Source organism: Candidatus Methylomirabilis limnetica (assembly GCF_003044035.1).
GTDB lineage: Bacteria > Methylomirabilota > Methylomirabilia > Methylomirabilales > Methylomirabilaceae > Methylomirabilis > Methylomirabilis limnetica.
Genome location: NZ_NVQC01000017.1, coordinates 112,440 through 132,341, shown reverse-complemented (window position 1 = coordinate 132,341; position 19,902 = coordinate 112,440). Strand labels below are relative to the sequence as shown.

The window sequence follows — 19,902 nt, the reverse complement described above, 5'->3', positions numbered from 1 at the left end:
AAAAGCTGACAGCTTGCTGCTGATGGCTGACCGCTTCCTTAGAATCCCCTAGTCTGCTGTGTGGATTTGCCCATCTTGGATCTACCTCTTCCAAGAGATTATATGGTATCGTACTGCTGCCAGATCGCACAAGTCTACACTTATTGAAGATAAGGCCGAACGGCACGTCAGGGTGTGCGGGCGTGCGTTCGCAGGAGGAGATGGTCAATGAGGTGCGTCATCTTAAGCGCGGGACAAGGACGACGCCTGCTCCCGTTGACAGCCGAGGTCCCCAAATGTGCCCTACAGATCGGTGGCCGGTCCCTCGTGGAGTGGCAGATCGCTCAGTTGATGAGGTGCGGCGTCGATCAGGTGACCGTGATCGTGGGTTTCGAGGCTGAGAAGGTGGAGCAGCTCGTACGGGGCCATGGCAGGTCGAACCAGATCACCACGCTGTACAATCCCTTTTTTGCCGTGAGCGATAATCTGGCTAGTTGTTGGTTGGCCCGTAACCTGATGACTGAGGACTTTATTTTGTTGAACGGGGATACGCTGTTTGAGACGGCCGTTCTGGAGCGTCTTCTGGATGCGCCGTCCCGGCCGGTCACGCTCGTCACGGACCGCAAGCCGGCCTATGACGCCGACGATATGAAGGTAACGGTCAACGAAGGCAAGGTGCTCAGGGTGGGGAAGATCCTGAGTCAGGAGCAGTCCCATGGAGAGTCGATCGGAATGCTGCTGTTTCGTGGAAGCGGGCCTGGCCTATTTTCTGATGCCATCGACCGCGCGATGCGGGGACCGGATGCCCTGAGGCACTGGTATCTCTCGGTCATCGATGAAATGGCACAGGCAGGCCTGGTCTGGACCTGTCCCATCCAGGGCCTGAAGTGGGCTGAGGTGGATTGTGTTGCTGACCTGGAGGATGCCCACCATCTTGCCACGTCATGGTCAGACAACTCGGAGCATTCGGCCTCGTTTACGATCACTTGCCCCCAGCGATTCTCTGAGCCAGATCCCAATCGCTGACTGTGTCCACGTCCAATGCCGCCTCAGGGAATGGGAGCATAACGACCTCGATCGAGATGTCCAGGCGCCGCGAGAGTCGGGCGAGAGCCTGACGAAGAGAGAGCCATCCGAAGAAAAACCCCAGGGCGGGAACCCATCCCAGTTTCGAGATAAGCTGGATCGGTTTCTTGCGTAGTCCTTCAACCTGACCCCAGAACTCCACCAGGGAACGGCCTCGTACGGTCAGAAACGCGTACAGGTTGCATCCGCAGATCCCGCCGTCCCGAAATTTGAGTACGGTGCGCCGCATTTCCGGGTAGGTGGCCGCCACTAGGTCGTATGCGGCCAGCCCGACGACGACATCGGCGTCCCTCATCCGAGCCTCCGAACAGAAATAGTCTACCAGCCGGGCATGCAGGAGGGCGTGGTCCGCCGTCACCAACAGAACCGGGTGTTCCTGCGGGAGAGACTGCATGACGGCGTACACGCTGGAACTGGGTGTCTCACGAGCCTCAATCCATTTCACCTGCCCGGACGCGCTCAGGTTGTGAAGTTCATCGTTGGCCTCCACTGCGTGCCACGCAGGCCCGCATAACACCCGATCGCCGATCTCTTCTGCCTCGGCCAAGGCGCCCAGCACGCGAAGGACCATGGGAACGCCGCCAACAGGCACGAGCGCTTTGCACGGGACACCCGCTGCGCGAGCCACAGGGTCGTCCGATACACGGTCCCCGGCTAGCACAATTGCGGTAAATGGCTGACCATTGCTCATCTCAACGCCTTTTCATAGATACGGTAGCGTTTGTAGGGCACCCCTCCTATCATGGCAAGCATATTCCGCATCGGTCTGTTATCCTCCAACACCCAGGATAGCTCAACCGCCTGGACTCCACGCCTAAGGCCATGGCCCCGCACGGCATCAATGAGCATAAACGCAAGTGCGGTCCCCAACGCGGTTCCCTGAAAACGTTTGCGCACGCCCATCAGGGCGACACGAGCCGTTTTCGGATGCTTCACCTTAAGCCGCCACAAGAGCTTGAGCCAGCCAAACGGACACAAACGTCCATTCAGATCGCTTATCGCCTCATTGACATTCGGAAAGGCGACGATCATCGCGACCGGTACTCCATCCACCTCCGCAATCTGTACGTACTCATCCTCAACCAGCAGTCGCAGGCTATGCCCGAGGTGTCGAAACTCCTCCTCTGTGAAGGGAATGAAGCCCCAGTTGGCCGACCACGCATCCTCATAGATCTCTCGAAGAATTTTGAGTTCTTCGCTCAGACATGACCAGCGCATCGGCCTGATCCGTACGGCGCCTACGGCTCGACTCAAAATGATCCGCATGAGTTCTGGAGGCGTGAAATGTGTGGCAATATGATAGGCCAGCAGGTCCTTGACGCCATGATATCCCTCGGCTGCGAGCCGACCTGCATAGTACGGGCGGGCATGGCCCATCATGACCATCGGAGGCGTATCGTAACCCTCCACGAGCAACCCACACTCCTGGTTGATCGAAAGGTTGAATGGGCCGCGGATGCGCAACATCCCTTGGTCACGCAGCCAGGCCTCCGCTGTACTCAACAGTGCGTGAAACGTTTCTGCCTCGTCCTCGGCTTCGAGCAGGCCGAAAAATCCGGTGGCGTCCCGATACCGTGCCTCGTGTAACGCGTCAATCTGGGCACTGATCCGGCCGACAGGCTTCCTCCCGCGGTAGGCGAGCCAGAAACAACAACGTGCGTGCGCGAAGTACGGGTGACGCCGGGAGAACTGCTCCTGCCGTTCGAGAAGCAGGTGGGGGACCCATGCGGGATCATCGACGTAGATCGACCAGGGGACGCGAATGAACCGCCGAAGGTCCCGCGACCCGTTTATCGGTTCGATTCTTATAGGTTCGAGCGCTGCTCGCATAGTAAGAGGTTCCCTGTTGGTGTACGGGTTGCGGGGCTCTGGTCCAACGTCCCTGTGCCGCAGGGGAGTTGTTGTGTTAGTGCAACGATTATGATACACCTCACTTTCTTATTGTGAAAGACCTCAGGTCTTGTATATAATGCAATGTCGTAAGTTCGATGGTGGGGTAGGCAGGTCTATTCATGGCCTTGAGTACGCGTTATTATCCAGGACATCATGAAAACTTTCAATATTTATTCATCCGGCACTAATGCGAGTCTCGTACGAGAGCTGCCTGCCGTAGGCCTCGAGACGCCAGTGCCCTCTTGCAGGCTTGTGAGGGTAGCTGCCGTCTCTCCCTTGGTGCGATGCGCGTGGCGCGTCGTCAAGTGGTCAAGCTCTATTGAGGAGTGCGGGAACAGTTCGGTCGATTCTACTCCTTCTTGGCTTACTGTGAGGGGCGTCGCTAATGGTGAGAGGCAGGAATGATCAGGCAACGGCGTAATGTATAGAGGGGGTAGGGAAGGAATGAAAACAGGACCTACGCCGACTGAAAACACCGTGCCACTTCGAATCAGTGGCTTTTCCACGTTGGCCGAGGCCCTGGATTATGCAGCCAGTGGAGAGACTGGATGCAATTTCTATGGGGACCAAGGCGAGTTGCACGCAGTCCTGCCTTATGCTGATCTTCGAGAACAGGCACGATCACTGGCGCGCCGCCTTTTGAGTCTGGGACTCGAGCGAGGATCTCGAGTGGCGATCGTTGCGGACACAGATCCGGATTTTCCACGCTTCTTTTTCGCGTGTCAGTATGCCGGCCTCGTGCCTGTTCCGCTGTCGGCTTCGCTCCTGATAAGCGGTCACAAAAGATACGTCACCCAACTCAGGGCGCTTTTGGCGAACTGTCAGCCGTCTGTTGCGGTGGCTGGTCCTGAATTCTTCCCATTCCTGAGCGAGGCCTCCGAGGGCCTCGAGTTGGACCATATCGGGACCGTAGAAGCCTTCACGTGCCTTCCAGAAGTCCAACAGGAGTTAGAGCCTTTAAGCTCCACGGAGATGGCCTATATCCAATACACCTCGGGGAGCACCCTGTTGCCCCGAGGGGTGATGATCACCCAAACTGCAGTGCTCGCCAATCTGGAGGGTATCCTCGCGCAAGGCCTCAAGATTCGTCCCGGAGATCGCGCTGTATCCTGGCTGCCTTTTTATCATGACATGGGGCTTGTCGGGTTCGTGCTTGCGCCGATGGTGGGCCAGGTCTCGGTGGATTACCTGAAAACGCGATCCTTTGCCATGCGACCCCGATTGTGGTTGTCCCTGATGACGCAGACCAAGGCCACCATCTCTTTCAGTCCGACTTTCGGATACGAGATGTGTGCGAGGCGTCTCAGGCGGGATGATGTCGGCAAGTTCGATCTCAGCGCGTGGCGAGCCGCAGGGGTAGGCGCTGAAACGATTCGGCCTGATGTCCTGGAGGAGTTTGCAGCAGCCTTCGCACCCAGCGGGTTCAAGCCAGGCGCCTTTTTGGCCTGCTATGGCATGGCGGAGGCGTCCCTTGCCATCAGCTTTGCATCCCTCGGTGAAGGGATCACCGTTGATCACGTTGAGCGGACGCCTTTGTCAGAGCGTGGAGTAGCGATGCCGCTCAACGGACGTGGGTGCGAATCGGAAACGGATGTGACAAATACGAGCCGCTTTGTCAATTGCGGCACGGCTCTCCCTGGGATTCAGGTTGAGGTGCGAGATGAGCAGGGTCAGGTTCTCCCGGATCGCCGCGCCGGAGTGATCTTTGCGCGGGGTGCCAGCATCATGTCCGGATACCTCGGAGATCGTGGGAAAACTCGGAAGGTCCTGTCCTCTGATGGGTGGCTTGATACCGGAGACATTGGCTATCTCGTGGAAGGGAGCATTGTCATCATTGGCCGGAAGAAAGACGTCATTATCATTCACGGTCGAAACATCTGGCCTCAGGACTTAGAACATCTCGCCGAGGAATTACCAGAAATCAGAATAGGCGACGCATGCGCGTTCTCGATCGAGACTCCTAACCGAACTGAATTGGCCGTGATGGTCGTCCAGTACCGGGAGCTGAATGCCGTCAAGCGGACCGAATGTATCCATCGGTTGCATGGGTTGATCCGCGAGCAGTTCGCGATCGACTGTTTCGTTGAGCTCGTTCCTCCCCGTACGCTGCCGCGCACGTCATCCGGGAAACTTTCCCGCTCGAAGACTCGGGAAGAATTCCTGAGCCGCAATAACGTAGCCCAGCTCTTTCACAGCCAAAACGGATCCGCCGGGACTCGTCCAATACAACCCCGCCCGCAAGCGGAGCCATGCGGGACATTGTTGCATTAACGGGGGCGACGGGATTCATTGGGAGTGCTGTAGCCCGGAGACTGATACAAGGAGGATGGCGCGTACGTGCGCTACGCCGGTCACCGTCCCCGACAGCCCGCCTTACGAGTACTCCGCTTCAGTGGGTTCTGGGTACATTCGAAGATCGCGATTGCCTCGAAAGTCTGGTGGGCGATGCGGATGCCGTGATCCACTGCGCAGGGGCGGTACGCGGGATCACCGAGGCCGACTTTTACCGGGCGAACGTTGAGGCGGTCTCACGGCTGGCCCATATTGCCGCCAGCCGAAGCCCCGTGCCCAGATTTCTACTGATATCATCGTTGGCGGCTCGAGAGCCGGAGTTGTCACCCTACGCAGCCAGCAAGCGGCTGGGGGAGCTCGCCCTATCTGAAACGGCCGATCGGCTCCCGTGGACCGCGCTTCGCCCTCCAGTGGTCTATGGCCCCGAGGACCGCGCGATTCGTCCTCTGCTTCGTCTGATGCTGTACGGGATCGCCCCCATACTGGGTCGAAAAGACGGCAGATTCTCCTTGCTCTATGTGGAAGACTTGGCAGAGGCCGTGATACAATGGTTGATCAGCAATACCGTAGAGAAACGAGCGTTCGAGTTAGATGATGGGCATCCTAATGGATATACTTGGCATGAGGTTATTGAGACCTTCCAGCGACTTCGCGGAAAACGGGTGATCCATTTTCAGGTGCCGGAGCTGATCCCTAATGTCGGCGCGAGGCTCAACAAGATCGTGGCATCCGTGATAGGATACGCGCCGATGTTCACCCCTGGAAAGGTGCGGGAGTTCAGGCACCCGGACTGGATCTGCGATAACGCTCCGTTCTGCCGAGTTGCCAACTGGACGCCAAAGGTGCGTTTGGAAGAAGGTCTGAGGCTCACTCTTGATTTTCCGTTACCATGGCAAGGGGCGGGCGCATAACCTTATTCACGTCAGGCTAATTTACAGATGACTCACTACGAGACGATACTGCCGCAACTCTACGAGATCCTGCAGCCATATGGGCAGGTGGGACAGATCCTTTCAGGGGAGACAGAGCTCGTAGCCGATCTCAATCTCGATTCGCTGAAGGTCATGGAGCTTCTGCTTGAGTTGGAGGAACGGTTCGACATCTCCATTCCTCTCAACATCGTTTCGGATGTACGAACCATTGGGGATTTTGCCAGGCAGATCGAGCAACTTATGGAGCATAGGTGATGGCTCTCCTGAAGAAGTTCCGACAGTTGGCCGATGCCCGGAAATCATTAGCAATGGTGAGCGAGGATCCCTTCCGGGTGACGATCGAGCGCCTCTTGTCGCCGACCGAGGCCGTCGTGAACGGCCGTCCGGTGATCCTGGCAGGGACGAACAACTACCTGGGGTTAACGTTCGATCCTCAGTGTATTGAAGCCGCGGCCCACGCCGTGCGGGAGCAAGGAACAGGTACCACCGGTTCCAGAATGGCGAATGGTAATTTCATTGGACACCTTGCGTTAGAGAGAGAGCTGGCAGAGTTTTATGGACGTCGATGGTGCGATGTCTTCTCGACCGGCTACCTGGCTAACCTGGGCGTCATTTCAGCGCTCGCCGGTCCTGGAGACGTAATTCTGATCGATGCCGATTGCCATGCGAGCATCTATGATGGCTGCCGGATGAGCGGTGCTGAGGTCATTCGATTCCGCCACAACGATACCGCTGACCTCCATAAGCGTCTGACACGTCTGGGGAAGCGTTGCCCCAACACGCTGATCATCGCAGAAGGTCTCTACAGTATGCTGGGGGATAGATCGGCGCTGGTGGAGATAGCGGCCTTGAAACGGGAGCATGGCGCCTATCTGCTCCTGGACGAGGCCCACTCGCTTGGAGTCTTGGGAGAGCGTGGCCGCGGGCGCTCCGAGGAGGCCGGTGTCGAGGACAGTGTCGATTTTATCGTCGGGACCTTCAGTAAGAGCCTGGGTGCCACCGGCGGGTTCTGTGTTTCGGATCATCCAGTGATGGAACTGGTCCGGTATGCCAGTCGCCCGTATATCTTCACTGCCTCCCTATGTCCATCGGTTGTTGCCTCCACAAGGGCTGCCCTGCGAAGACTCCGAACGGCACCCGAGCTGCGTCTTAAGCTCTGGACCAACGCGCAGCGGTTGTACGACTCGTTGAAAGGTTTGGGATTCAGGCTGGGTCCGGAACCCAGTCCGATCATCGCGGTTCGAATCGGACAGGCGGAAGATACGATCGCCTTCTGGAACGGTCTTTTCCGTCAAGACGTGTACGTGAACATGATCCTGCCACCCGCTACCCCCGATGGGGGGAGTCTACTCCGATGCAGCGTGAGCGCGGCGCACACCCCTGACCAGATCGACCGCATCTGCGAGGCCTTCGCGTCCGTCAAAGTGATCCTATCCTCTGACCGTGCCGACAGCCACGGCGCCATCCGTCCGCAGGCCTTCCACGACGGAGGGTCTGTGAGACCGTGAGTGTGGGCGCTCCACCGATCGCGAACAGCGTGATCGCGCTTTTCGTGGCCAATCTGTCGGGTGGCGGAGCCCAGCGGCGCACGCTCACTCTCGCGCACGCGTTCGCCGCGCGCGGACACGAGGTTCATCTTGTAGTCGTGCGCTCGGACGGCTCATTGCAGAGCGCGCTTTCGCCCCGTGTACGGCTCGTACGGCTCGAATCCTGGCTGCTCCGCTTTCCCTTGGTCCGCGGCGGACACCGCCTGCAAGTGGGGGCAAGCGTGCCGGCGTTGGCACGCTATCTGCGCCAAGAGCGTCCAGATGTCCTGCTGGCGGCGGCCAGTCACGTCAACCTCGCGGCGGTGTGGGCGCGCCGCCTGGCGCGCACGGGAACGCGCCTGGTGCTGCGCGCGAGCAATCACCTCTCGCGCTCCGCCTGGAACTGGAAGAGGCTGCCCCGACCACTACTGCCGGTGTTCGCACGGCTGTTCTACCGCTGGGCTGACGCCTTTATCGCTGTTTCAGAGGATGTCGCGCACGATCTATCACGGGTAACCGGTATTCCACACGAGAGTATTGCAACCATCCCCAACCCCGTAGTCACACCCGAGCTCGAGGAGAAGGCGTGCGCACCCCTCGATCATCCCTGGTATCGGCCTGGTCAGCCGCCCGTGGTCCTCGGCGTCGGTCGGCTCGCGGCGCAGAAGGATTTTCCCACCCTGCTTCGCGCCTTCGCGAGGCTGCGCTCGAAGAGGCCGGCGAAGCTCCTGATCCTGGGCGACGGTAAAGGCGACCGACGTGCGCGGCTCGTGGCGCTCGCTGAAACACTCGGGATTGCCGACGACGTCGAGCTTCCGGGCTACGTCGACAACCCCTATCCCTACATGGTACGCAGCGCCGTTTTTGTGCTCTCCTCCGCCTGGGAGGGATTGCCGGGTGTGCTCATCGAGGCGATGGCTTGCGGCTGCCCCGTCGTGAGCACGGATTGTCCCGGCGGCGCCGCCGAGATTCTGGACGGCGGCGTGTACGGGCCGCTTGTTCCCGTGGGTGACGACGCCGCGCTCGCGGCGGCCGTAGAGTCGGTGCTCGACCGTCCCCCCGATCGCGGGCGCTTGCGCGCGCGAGCGCGCTGCTATAGCGTCGATCACGCGGTGGAGCGTTACCTCAAGGTTCTCCTCGGTGTCGCTGGCGCCCCTCCGTCCGACGAGCTCGTGACAGGGGGCGCGGCCAAGGGATGAAGGTGCGGAGTGAGAACTGACCACTGTGTCGGACTAGTCGTGATACATCTGCTTGCGCGGCGTCAAGCAGGCGACGGTACCTGCCACTTGCCTTCACAGGACATCCGAGCGATGTGGAGCAACCCGTCTTGAAGCACAGAAAACCGAACGCCAGTTCGAGGAGGCGCGCAGGTGTGCGGTATTGCCGGATTCCTTGACGCGCGCAGCACGCTCAACGCCGATGAGTTGGCGGCGACAGGCGCGGCGATGGCGGCGACCCTGCGCCACCGCGGGCCGGACGGCTCCGGCGTATGGACCGATCCGGCGGTGGGGGTATCGCTGGCACACCGGCGGCTCGCGATCCTCGACCTCTCGCCAGCGGGGCGCCAGCCGATGGTCTCTTCCTGCGGGCGCCTTGTCCTGACCTACAACGGCGAGATCTACAATCACGCCGAACTGCGCGACGCGTTAGTGGCGGCAGGACGACCGTTTCGCGGACACTCGGACACCGAGGTCTTGGTCGAGGCGTGCGCCGAGTGGGGCGTCGAAACCGCGCTCGGGCGGCTCAACGGCATGTTCGCCTTTGCCGTGTGGGACCGGGCCACGCGGACGCTGGTGCTGGCGCGTGATCGCATCGGCATCAAGCCGCTCTACTGGGCCCGATTCGGCGAACTGTTTCTGTTCGGCTCCGAGCTCAAGGCGTTGCGCGCGCATGGTGGCTGGACACCAGAGATCGACCGGGACAGCCTTGCCGCTTTCATTCGTTACAGTCACGTACCCGCCCCGTACAGCATCTATCGCAGGGTCAGCAAGCTGCCGCCAGGCCATCTGCTTGTGCTACCCCATTCCGGCGCACCCGAGGTCCGTCCCTATTGGGACGCACGGCAGGTCGCCGCTGCGGCCGCTGCTAACCGTCTCGACATCAGCGAGGCGGAGGCCGTCGACGGCCTAGAATCCCTGCTGCGCGACGCTGTCGGCCGTCATATGGCCGCCGACGTACCGCTGGGCGCCTTGCTCTCCGGCGGGATCGATTCGTCCCTGGTCGTGGCCCTGATGCAGGCGCAGAGCAGCCGTCCCGTCAACACCTACACGATCGGTTTCGCGGAGCCGCGCTACGATGAGGCTCGCCACGCTCGCGCCGTGGCGGCGCATCTCGGCGCCGCGCACACCGAACTGTACGTCGCGCCCGAGCACGCCTTGGAGATCATTCCTGAGTTGCCGCGCTGGTATGATGAGCCGTTTGCCGACAGTTCCCAGATCCCGACCCTGCTCCTCTCGAAGTTGACCCGGGGTCACGTCACCGTGGCGCTCTCGGGCGACGGTGGCGACGAGTTATTCGGGGGCTACAAGAAATATTATAGGGCGCGGGCCCTCGCGCAGGCAGGCAGATACCTGCCCATGCCGCTGCGGGGCGCCATGGCCGCCGCCGCCCGTTGGGTCCTGGCGGGAAACGCAATGCTGTGTGGCGTCCTCCCGGTCTTCCTCCGCCCCGGACTCTCGCTCAGTCGGGTGAGCGAGCTAACCCACGCCTTCGCGGCGGTAACTGAGGGCGACCTCTACCGTCAGGTGGTCAGTACGCCGGAGGACCCGGCCGCCGTCATCCCTGGCGCGCGTGAGCGGCCGGATCTGCTCCAGGACGCGACGGCAGGCGCTAGCTTGCCCGACTTCATGGAACGCATAGGCTGCCTCGATATGACCACACGTCTGCCGGATGGCATCCTTACCAAGGTGGATCGGGCGAGCATGGCGTTCGGCCTTGAGGTTCGTGTTCCGCTGCTTGACCATCGCATTGTGGAATATGTCTGGCGCCTTACGCCGGCGCTCAAATACGCCGGTGCAGGCGAGAACAAGCGGCTGCTGCGCCAGGTCCTCTACCGGCATGTGCCGCGAGCGCTCGTTGACCGCCCGAAAAGGGGCTTTGCCGTGCCGGTAAAGGTGTGGCTTCGCGGTCCATTGCGGCCGTGGGCGGAAGAGCTTCTCGACGAGCAGCGGCTCGCCGAGGATGGCTTTTTCAACCCCACCCTTGTCCGCGCGCGCTGGCGCGAACACCTTGCGGGGTCGCACAACCGCCAGCGGTTGCTGTGGTGCGTTCTGATGTTCCAGCAGTGGCGGCGACATCAGGCGGCCGAATCCGCAATCCCGTGCGAGCGTACCGCCTGAAGCGGCTGCAGCTCCCGCATTGCGCGCCGACGATCACGAACAGAGCCTGGACACTATGCGCATCGGCTTCCTCTTCAACCACTACTCGCCGCATCAGGTGCCGCACGCGACGCCCTACGCCTACGAACTGTCGCGCCGGCACCCGGAATTCGAGGTGATCATCGCCGCCTCAACCGAAGCTGAGGCCGACATGGCCAGATCGATCGGCGAGCTCTATCCCGGGCATCGCTGCACACTCCTCCGCCTCCACCCGGCGTGGTGGTATCCTCTGATCGATCCTGTGGTGTCAAAGTTCACATTCGAGCGTAAGAAGCGCATTCTCAAGGACAATCTTGATTTCTTCAGGAGCCTCGACGCACTGGTCGCGCCGGAGCGACACTGCCGACGGTTGCGCACGCAATACGGCCTGAGGGATTTGAAACTCATCCACACGCGGCATGGCGCCGGCGACCGCGAAGGAACGAGGGACGAGCACGTCACGCTGTTCGATTTCGTGCTGTTGCCTGGGCAAAAATACGTCGACCGGTTCATAAAGGAAGGCCATCTGTGTGCCGGTCGCTACGCGGTGATCGGCTGGCCGAAGTTCGATGTCGTTCGAGCTCTCAAGCCCAAGCGACCGCGCTTGTTCCACAACGCCAACCCGGTCGTCGTCTATAACCCGCACTTCGACCAGAAGGTCGCGTCATGGGCCAGGATGGGACACGCGGTCCTCGATTTCTTTGTTGCCAATCCGCACTACAACCTCATCTTTGCGCCACACGTCGTGCTCTTTGCGCGCCGCTGGCGGCACGGTACATGGCTTCCGCGCCGTTACAAAGGGGTCCCAAATATCCTGATCGATACCGGCAGTCCGGCCTCAGCCGATATGACGTATACGCTCGCGGCCGATATCTATCTGGGCGACGTGAGCAGCCAGGTATACGAGTTTCTCCTCGATCCCAAGCCCTGTATCTTTCTCAACGCGCATAGGGTTACGTGGGAGCATAATCCATACTACGCGCATTGGCACTTTGGACAGGTGATAGACGACGTCTCGCACGGTCTCGGCCCGGCTCTGGAGGTCGCTTCGGAAACCCACCCCCAATTCCTGCCCAAGCAGCGCGCAGGATTCGCCTATACCTTTCATGAGGAGCCAGACAGCACCGCAGCCCAACGCGGCGCTGACGCCATTGCCGACTTTCTCGCGGCCGTTATGGGGCACAACAGCATGTCGCCTCTTTTGCGGTTATGATAGCGGTCATAAGCTTGGCCACCGCGTGTTCAATGGAACGTACCGTGGAGCAGCGTTATGGCATCTTATTCCAAGCCTGTCGGAGGCGCCAGGCTTCGACTTTTCGGACCCGGTTAGACGTGATATCCCGCCTGCATCGTCAAGGTTCCTGGTCAGTAGTCAACCTTATTCGGAGCTGCTTGGTGTCGCCATGCGGTTTTTAAGTACCATCGTCCGGATGTATCCGCGACGGAGCGCACTCACCCTCATCTCCCTCTTGTTCGCCAGCATTGCAGAGGGGGCCGGACTCCTCTTTCTGCTTCCGATGCTGAGCATGGCGACCGGTGAAAAGACCTTTGTGACCGGTTCGCTCCCATCCGGTGCGCAGCATATCCTGATGCAATCACTTTCAGTCGTAGGACTCACGCCGACAGTCGGTACGCTGCTGATTGTTATTGTCTTCTGTGTGACGGTCAAAGGGGCATTTCTCCTATTGGCCAAAACTCAGGTCGGCTATACGGTTACGCACGTCGCCACTGAACTACGACTCTCGCTGCTCCAAGCTCTGCTGGCCGCTCGGTGGGAGTATTACGTGCGCCAACCCGTCGGAAGCTTCGCTAACGCAGTAGGTACTGAAGCGATGCGGGCTTCAATGGCGTACCTTGAGGGCGCCAAGAGTACGACCCTGTTTATAGAGGCCGTTGTGTATGCATGTGTAGCCTTCGTTGTTGCGGGGAAGACAACCTTGGGAATACTGGTTCCCGGAATCGTAATCTTCTATGGACTCAACCGTTTCATCCGCATGGCACACCGAGCTGGAAACCGCCAGACCCATTTATTAAAATCCCTTCTCGCCGGCCTAACTGATAGCCTTCAATCCATCAAACCCCTCAAAGCGATGGCGCGCGAAGAGTTGATCGGCCCTCCCCTCAAGTCCAACGCCAGGCGATTAAACCGGGCGTTTCAGCGTGAAGTACTCAGCACCGAGCTGCTCAGCTCCTCCCAAGAGATTCTTTTAACCGTCATTATTGCTGTCGGGTTATATGTGGCCCTTAGCCGGTGGCAGATGCCGTTTAATATCGTAATGGTTATGGTGTTCCTTCTTGCTCGATTGTTGACCTGCCTGGCCAAGATGCAGCGGCAATACCAGAAAATGCGAACCCTGGAAAGCGCCTTCTGGTCGTTGCAAGCGGCCATTGACGGCGCGAACCGTGACCGTGAAGCAGAGCCAGGAGGCCTTCCCCCCCACCTCGAGAGAGCCCTTTGCCTGGACAAGGTCAACTTTGGATATGGAAAACATCGTGTGCTTTGGAATGCGTCGCTGACCGTTCCGGTGGGATCATTCACTGCCATCATGGGACCATCCGGGGCGGGGAAAACGACGATAGCAGATCTGTTTACGGGTCTGTTGCGTCCGCAGCAAGGTCATGTCTTTATCGACGACCTGCCGCTGGACAGCGTGGATCTCAGGCAGTGGCGGCGGATGATCGGATATGTACCACAAGAGACCTTCCTGTTTCACGACACAGTGCTGCAGAACGTGACGCTTGGCGATCCGGAGCTGAGCGAGGCTGATGCCGAAGCCGCTCTGCGTGCTGCAGGCGCCTGGGACTTTGTGATAGCACGGCCCTCCGGGATCCACAGCTCGGTCGGGGAGCGCGGGTCGACGCTGTCAGGAGGCCAGCGGCAACGCATCGCCATCGCCAGGGCGCTGGCACATCGGCCCAAACTGCTGATTCTGGACGAAGTTACCAGTGCGCTCGATCCGGAGACCGAGACTGAGATATGCCGAATGCTCCGTGGCCTTCTGGGCCGGTTGACGATTTTGGCCATCTCGCATCAGCCTACCGTGGTGGAGTCTGCCGACAGGGTCTACCGGATACGACACGGCGAGGTTTCTTTGGTTACGAGCGACCATGATTCGGGCCTTATCCCAATCATGCCACAGGCGTAATCCCAGTTGAGGGGTCGATCTTGACTGGATCGACCTTTCTATAGTATAAATAGTCGTTTTTTGCCTGGTCCTACGAATGGTCGGCCATGTTTCCGGACAACAAACGGGTGGCGTCCCTCATCTGCCGGGAAGCGTACCCATTGTGAGTAATGGCTGTTTGCGCCCACATACTTAGAGAGGCTCCAGTCACGCTGTGGAAGCTATCATCCCGCGAGCGCTGCCGGCGCGTGCTGAGGCAGGCGGGGGTCACGGCGATTGTGGATGATCTCTCCTCCGTGAAACCAGACGATTCCGTGCTCATCGTTCGCGGGGATTACCTTTTCGATGGCCGGGTCCTTCACAGTCTGGCCAGGTCGTTGAATGTCGTGTTCCAGGTGCCCATCGGAACATCTCGCGCGGTCGTTGCAGCTCATGTGCCGGCTAACCTGGCGGCGGAGGCCAGTGCGATGCTGTCTTCGGAAGGTCACACGGCTGCTCTACCGGGAGTCAGCATAGAGCAACTTGAAGGCCTGCTCTCGTCATTTAACAAGTCGTTACGCAAATCGGAGCCACCCTTTGTGGTGCCCATCAGGGCCGAAAACAAACGCGCGCTGGAGGAGCGCTTGTTTTCCAGCTCCTACAGAAGCGTGACCGATCTGGTCACTAAATGGGTGTGGCCTACTCCTGCCCAATGGGTGACGCGTCTGTGCGTAGCCGTGGGCATGAGGCCGAACCATGTCACGATGACCAGCGTGGTACTGGTCATCGTGGCCGCGACCCTGTTTGCTAAAGGTAGCTACGGATGGGGACTTGCCGCCGCATGGGTCATGACCTTCCTCGATACGGTAGACGGGAAGCTCGCCAGGGTGACCGTCACGAGCACCCGGTTCGGCCACTTTCTGGACAAGATCCTGGATCTGGTCCATCCCCCGGTGTGGTACCTGCTGTGGGGCGTCGGGCTGGAGTCCTTCCACCCGGGCATTCCGTCACTCACTCTGAACCTCGCGGTATGGGCGATCTTCATCGGATACATTCTCGGACGCTTGGTCGAGGGCGCATTTCAGCATTTGCTTGGCCAGTACGGTATCTTCTGCTGGCGTCCCTTTGACTCCTACTTCAGACTCGTAACTGCCAGACGCAATCCCAATCTGATCCTTCTTACCGTAAGCCTGGGTTTCAGCAGGCCGGATTTGGGATTAGCTGCCGTTACCGTATGGACGGCGTTCTCGACCCTTCTGCTCCTGGTACGCCTTGGCACCGCCGTCTATGCGCGGATTACGTACGGACCGTTACGATCCTGGCTAGCCGATGGAATTGGACACTGTGGCGACCGTTCGCTTGCCGTACGGCTGTTTACCGATCGAATGCCGTCTTCGGGAAGCGAAGCGTGACCGGGATCGCCTCTGCGCCGCATTAGCACCGCCATGCCTATGCTTGCGAAGAATGACGTCGGTTCTACTCCTTGCGCCCCGAATCCGTGGGACACCAGCCGGCCGCGACGGCTTGGCATCCTGATCAATCCGCAGAGCGGGGCGAATCGACACAGTCTTCAGGCCATCCTGCGCATCCTGGACCGGTACAAGCCGGCGATCCACCGATTGGTTAGGGGGCCAAAGGACGTAGCCGGCGCCCTTACAGACATGGCTGCGCAGCAAGTAGAGGTCCTGGCTGTCTGCGGTGGTGATGGAACCGTCCATGCCATGCTGACTGCCCTGTTTCCTACCAGCCCCTTTGCGGTGAGACCTTTGGTAGTTCTTATTGCAGGGGGGACCACGAATATGACCGCTGCCGACGTCGGCATGGGAGGTAAGCCGGTGCGGGCCTTAGAGCGCCTGCTGGCTTGGTCAGAGGGTAGGGGGCCCTCGGGACAGCTTGTCCGGCGGGCGATCCTGCGGGTGGATTGTGGACCGGGCAGTGCCCCTCAGTTTGGGATGTTCTTCAGCGCCGCCGGCATCGTTCAAGTCACTCGCGTTCGACGGGCGACTCGCCGGCAGGCCGGATCGAAACTGATGCGCGGTGGCCTGGGGACAGCCGTCACAGTGGGCCGGTATCTCCTGGGCCTTGCCATGGGACGACGCGTTGTTGAGCCCACCCCGATCGCTGTTCGTTTAGACGGTCAATCGTGCGGTACGCACAACTACCTCGCGCTGTTCATCACCACGTTGGTGCGTTTGAATCCAGGAATACGACCGTACTGGGGGGAGGGGGATGGTCCACTCAGGTATACGGCGGTTGCCTATGAGCACCAGGATCTTCTGCTCGCTGCGCCTTCGTTCTTCCATGGTAGACCCAACCGGTACCTGACACCTGAGTCTGGGTACACGAGCAGGAACATCCATGAAGCCGTACTGCAATTAAAGGCGAAATGCGCGCTTGACGGACAAATCCTTGCGGGCGAGTCGCCGCGCGTATTAACGGTGACTCACGGCGGGGAGATAGACTTTGTACGACTCTAATAAAATGGCGCCTTCTGCTGCCCTGCATGGACCGAAATCGCCGGCTACCGACGAGCGAGAGACTCCGGCTTTTTCGCACCGAGAGGCCAAGAGGCTTGTTCAGGATCTGTTCACACCAAAGCCCGCACTCTATTGGGCTGACTTTCTGATGACGGTGTCCATTGGGTACGGCTTTGCTGCGATCTACCTGATGGCGCCAGCGTTCTCGGTCATGCAGATTGTAGCATTCCTGGTTTCCGGGCTGGCGTTATTCAGGGTTGGCATCTTCATCCATGAGCTTGTCCATAGAGAGGAGCCCTCCATGATAGGATTTCATATCGCCTGGAATCTTCTGTTCGGGGTGCCTTTTCTCCTCCATTCACTTCTATACCGTAGCCATCTTGACCATCATTACCCTCGCAAGTTTGGCACCCCGGCTGAGGGAGAATATCTCCCTCTGGCCTCGGCTCCTATTCGCGAAACGGTACTGTATCTCGCACAGATTCCGGTTGTGCCGCTCCTGGCTGCTTTTCGCTTCCTGGTCCTGGTGCCGCTGTCATTTCTCTATCCCCCCTCTCGGCGGTGGCTCCTGGAACAATGGTCCTCGTATACCATCAATCCCTACTATCGGCGCGTCATTCCATCAACGGAACCTCTGGGCCTCTGGGCAGCACTGGATCTTCTCTGTCTGCTGTGGTTAGTCGTCGTCATCGGACTGATTTTCAAAGGATTTATCGTATGGACGACGGTTGGAATGGTCTATGGTCTGTCGATCTCTACAATCGCTTTGAACTGGGTTCGTACGCTGGCTGCGCACCGTTTCCTGAATACGGGAGGCAACATGACCTACGTGGAGCAGATCGAGGACTCTCAGACTATCGAGGGACGTTCCTTGTTGACGCTGCTCCTATTTCCAATTGGATTGCGTTATCATGCCCTCCATCATCTTTTTCCGCTCATGCCCTATCACTCTATGGGCGAGGCCCATCGCCGCTTGATGAGCGCACTTACCGAGGACTCGCCATACAAGAAGGGGATCTTCCCCAGTTTGTGGGCTGCGCTCCGCGAACTGTTGCGAGGCGCGAGAGTAGCGGGAAAGGCCGGACAAAATCCGATGCAGGCGTGGCGTCACCCGAGAACGGCGACGTATGCGCGGTAGACGGGAAGCTTGGACGCAGCTAGCCTCCTGCATCGAGCAGCATAGTGCGCGACCCGGCGCGCCGGGGGTTCGTGCCTTGGCTGATACGCTTCTAGCGCGCTATGGCAACGCCGTGGTCGCCATTCTTGCGTATGGCTCCTGTTTCCGAAATCAGACGGACGAGGGACTTGTTGATCTTTGCGTACTGGTTGACAGCTACCGGTCTCTCCCTGGGACCTTGTGGCAGCGCTGGCTGTACCGCACCTTACCGCCGACCGTCTTTTCCATGGGGATCGAGTGTGACGGTCGTGCCATCCGGACAAAGTATACTGTGATTTCCTGTACGGATTTCGAGCGAGGAACATCAACACGCTGTTTTAATTCGCACCTCTGGGGAAGGTACGCACAACCTACTGGGGCACTTTACGTTCGCGATGAGGACGGAGCCCAGCGGGTGTTCAAGGCATTAGCTCAGGCTATCGTGACATTTATCGGTCGTGTCCTTCCGGTTCTACCATCGACGTTCGATGCTCGCGAACTGTGGCAGCAGGCACTGCGCCTGAGCTATGGCACCGAACTACGGCCTGAACGGGCAGATGCCGTGGTGCGGTTGGTAGATGACTCACTTGATTACTATGAGCAGATCACCCGCATTGGGATAGGGTGTGTACAGTTTGACGTGCGGCTGGTAGAAGAAGGCAGGCCGAGTAGATATCACGCGATCATACCCCGCTCTACCCGCTCCATCACCGGCCTTGCATGGCGAATCCGGAAAGTGCAGGGAAAAATACTGAACATCCTGCGCCTTCTTAAAGGGGTATTCACTTTTCAGGGTGGTGCAAGCTATATCCTGTGGAAGATCGAACGACATTCCGGTATGAGGTCAGAAGTGCCACCGCGTCTACAACGTCACCCATGGCTCGCGACGGCGCTGATCCTCGGCAAGCTCTATTGGCGCAAGGCGTATCGATAGCAGTACGATGCATCGCGTATTGTCAGTAGTATCGGGCCTCGGGCTTACTTGTCTGCTGTTGCTCTCATGGGGTGTATCTGGCCGGATCGAGGCGATCGAGCCGGCATGTGACCGCACTTCTACCACCATCGATGTCCGAGTGCGGGGAGTCAGGAGCGATCGCGGGAATATCATGTTCGTCCTGTATGGCGATAATCCGAGTGATTTCCTCGTGAAAGGCAAGAAAATCTTAAAGCAACGCATTCCAGCGAAGCGAGGGATCGTCACGTTCTGTGTGATTGCACCAAAGGTAGGCGTGTACGCCGCTGCGGTATATCACGATGAAAACGGCAATGGGAAATTTGATAGGAACCGGATCGGGTTGCCTAGCGAAGGCGGCGGTTTCTCGAATAACCCTGGCTTATTCCTGATCACACCCAGCCATAAGCAAGTGGCATTTCATGTCTCGAACAGTCAGACGCGCGTAGAGATTCAACTGAATTATCCGGCAGCGTCAGGACGCTGAAGCCCTGATCTGTCGCAGTCCGGTAGGCTGGGATGAGTGAAGCGCATCTAGCAATCCGGTTGCTCCCGTCGATACGCTGCGACGTCCGGCGACACCGCTAAGGTTATTGAGCTGGGTTTCGTGCCTCAACCCAGCCTACTTGCTTGCTACCACCCGGTGTGGCGGTCCAGGGTCCGGCTGGCTGAAGTGATTGCTCAGGCCGAGGCGCCTCCGGGGTAGAAGGTTGCTGGAGTCACCCCGAATCGCTTACTCAATCGCTCGATGTGCTCTCGTGTAAGCCTTCGCTTCCCTCTGAGGATTTGCGAAACGACGGACTGGCCCCCCAGCTCTTTCGCGAGATCGTACTGGCTGAGCTCATGCTGCTGCATGAGGAACCCAAGCATTTCCTCAGGGGTTGCCGGACCAATAGGGAATATTCTTTTTTCGTACTGTTCGATGAAAGGAATGACAGCGCGCAGATACCGGCCGACAGCCGTTCGGTTGTCGGCGTCCAGGCTTCCGGATTCCCGCATCAGGATGCGGACCGCTTCGCTGTAACCGCGGTGCATCTTTCTACTCGTGATGGGTTGCAGCGGCAGATGGAGATAGAGCCACCGAAGTAGCTCGTTGTCTACCGGCGACTCCAGCGGTTTAAGCTTCTTTTCAAGTGTTGCGATCGTCAT

General features: G+C 59.2%; 17 protein-coding genes. 14 read left to right on the top strand and 3 right to left on the bottom strand.

The features are described from left to right. Window positions 1-207 precede the first annotated feature (207 nt). Window positions 208-1,005: a phosphocholine cytidylyltransferase family protein gene (locus CLG94_RS05920; RefSeq protein WP_193450636.1), complete on the top strand. Its 798-nt coding sequence runs from the start codon at window positions 208-210 to the stop codon at window positions 1,003-1,005. Here the strand turns inward: CLG94_RS05920 and CLG94_RS05915 are convergent. Beyond that, window positions 962-1,756 (bottom strand): nucleotidyltransferase family protein, encoded by a 795-nt coding sequence (locus tag CLG94_RS05915; protein WP_107561935.1) that lies wholly within the window; start codon window positions 1,754-1,756, stop codon window positions 962-964. The two genes, CLG94_RS05920 and CLG94_RS05915, sit on opposite strands and share 44 nt — an antisense overlap. Then, window positions 1,753-2,895 (bottom strand): GNAT family N-acetyltransferase, encoded by a 1,143-nt coding sequence (locus tag CLG94_RS05910; protein WP_107561934.1) that lies wholly within the window; start codon window positions 2,893-2,895, stop codon window positions 1,753-1,755. Before CLG94_RS05910 ends, CLG94_RS05915 begins: the two co-directional genes overlap by 4 nt. 507 nt (window positions 2,896-3,402) lie before the next feature. Between CLG94_RS05910 and CLG94_RS05905 the strand changes: the two genes are divergently transcribed. From CLG94_RS05905 to CLG94_RS05845, 13 genes are all read left to right on the top strand, one after another. Continuing rightward, window positions 3,403-5,229, top strand: a complete 1,827-nt coding sequence (locus tag CLG94_RS05905) for a fatty acyl-AMP ligase (protein ID WP_107561933.1) — start codon at window positions 3,403-3,405, stop codon at window positions 5,227-5,229. Next, window positions 5,208-6,161, top strand: a complete 954-nt coding sequence (locus CLG94_RS05900) for an NAD-dependent epimerase/dehydratase family protein (protein ID WP_107561932.1) — start codon at window positions 5,208-5,210, stop codon at window positions 6,159-6,161. The genes CLG94_RS05905 and CLG94_RS05900 overlap by 22 nt, the downstream gene beginning before the upstream one ends. A 27-nt stretch (window positions 6,162-6,188) precedes the next feature. Further along, complete coding sequence (locus tag CLG94_RS05895; protein WP_107561931.1) at window positions 6,189-6,437, top strand: acyl carrier protein; 249 nt, start codon at window positions 6,189-6,191, stop codon at window positions 6,435-6,437. Then, complete coding sequence (gene spt / locus CLG94_RS05890; RefSeq protein ID WP_107561930.1) at window positions 6,437-7,690, top strand: serine palmitoyltransferase; 1,254 nt, start codon at window positions 6,437-6,439, stop codon at window positions 7,688-7,690. Before CLG94_RS05895 ends, spt begins: the two co-directional genes overlap by 1 nt. Next, complete coding sequence (locus CLG94_RS05885; RefSeq protein ID WP_320414610.1) at window positions 7,687-8,907, top strand: glycosyltransferase; 1,221 nt, start codon at window positions 7,687-7,689, stop codon at window positions 8,905-8,907. Before spt ends, CLG94_RS05885 begins: the two co-directional genes overlap by 4 nt. A 171-nt stretch (window positions 8,908-9,078) precedes the next feature. Next, complete coding sequence (asnB, locus tag CLG94_RS05880) at window positions 9,079-11,046, top strand: asparagine synthase (glutamine-hydrolyzing) (protein WP_107561929.1); 1,968 nt, start codon at window positions 9,079-9,081, stop codon at window positions 11,044-11,046. A 55-nt stretch (window positions 11,047-11,101) separates the two neighbouring features. Continuing rightward, window positions 11,102-12,277 carry a CDP-glycerol glycerophosphotransferase family protein gene (locus tag CLG94_RS05875; protein WP_107561928.1) on the top strand — a complete coding sequence of 392 codons (1,176 nt, stop codon included), beginning with the start codon at window positions 11,102-11,104 and terminating at the stop codon, window positions 12,275-12,277. A gap of 190 nt (window positions 12,278-12,467) precedes the next feature. After that, on the top strand, window positions 12,468-14,210 hold the full coding sequence (locus tag CLG94_RS05870; protein ID WP_107561927.1) for an ABC transporter ATP-binding protein: 1,743 nt from the start codon (window positions 12,468-12,470) through the stop codon (window positions 14,208-14,210). Between the two features lie 149 nt (window positions 14,211-14,359). Continuing rightward, on the top strand, window positions 14,360-15,580 hold the full coding sequence (locus tag CLG94_RS05865) for a CDP-alcohol phosphatidyltransferase family protein (RefSeq protein ID WP_107561926.1): 1,221 nt from the start codon (window positions 14,360-14,362) through the stop codon (window positions 15,578-15,580). 33 nt (window positions 15,581-15,613) lie between these two features. Further along, the gene (locus CLG94_RS05860; RefSeq protein ID WP_107561925.1) at window positions 15,614-16,645 is read left to right on the top strand and encodes a diacylglycerol/lipid kinase family protein; all 1,032 of its coding nucleotides are present in this window, start codon (window positions 15,614-15,616) and stop codon (window positions 16,643-16,645) included. A 4-nt stretch (window positions 16,646-16,649) separates the two neighbouring features. Further along, the gene (locus CLG94_RS05855) at window positions 16,650-17,783 is read left to right on the top strand and encodes a fatty acid desaturase family protein (protein WP_107561924.1); all 1,134 of its coding nucleotides are present in this window, start codon (window positions 16,650-16,652) and stop codon (window positions 17,781-17,783) included. Continuing rightward, window positions 17,773-18,735 carry a hypothetical protein gene (locus tag CLG94_RS05850; protein ID WP_107561923.1) on the top strand — a complete coding sequence of 321 codons (963 nt, stop codon included), beginning with the start codon at window positions 17,773-17,775 and terminating at the stop codon, window positions 18,733-18,735. The genes CLG94_RS05855 and CLG94_RS05850 overlap by 11 nt, the downstream gene beginning before the upstream one ends. Window positions 18,736-18,742: 7 nt before the next feature. Continuing rightward, window positions 18,743-19,240, top strand: a complete 498-nt coding sequence (locus CLG94_RS05845) for a DUF2141 domain-containing protein (protein WP_107561922.1) — start codon at window positions 18,743-18,745, stop codon at window positions 19,238-19,240. Window positions 19,241-19,434: 194 nt separating this feature from the next. On the opposite strand, the gene CLG94_RS05840 is transcribed toward CLG94_RS05845, so the two are convergent. Next, on the bottom strand, window positions 19,435-19,902 hold the full coding sequence (locus CLG94_RS05840) for a helix-turn-helix domain-containing protein (protein WP_239993139.1): 468 nt from the start codon (window positions 19,900-19,902) through the stop codon (window positions 19,435-19,437).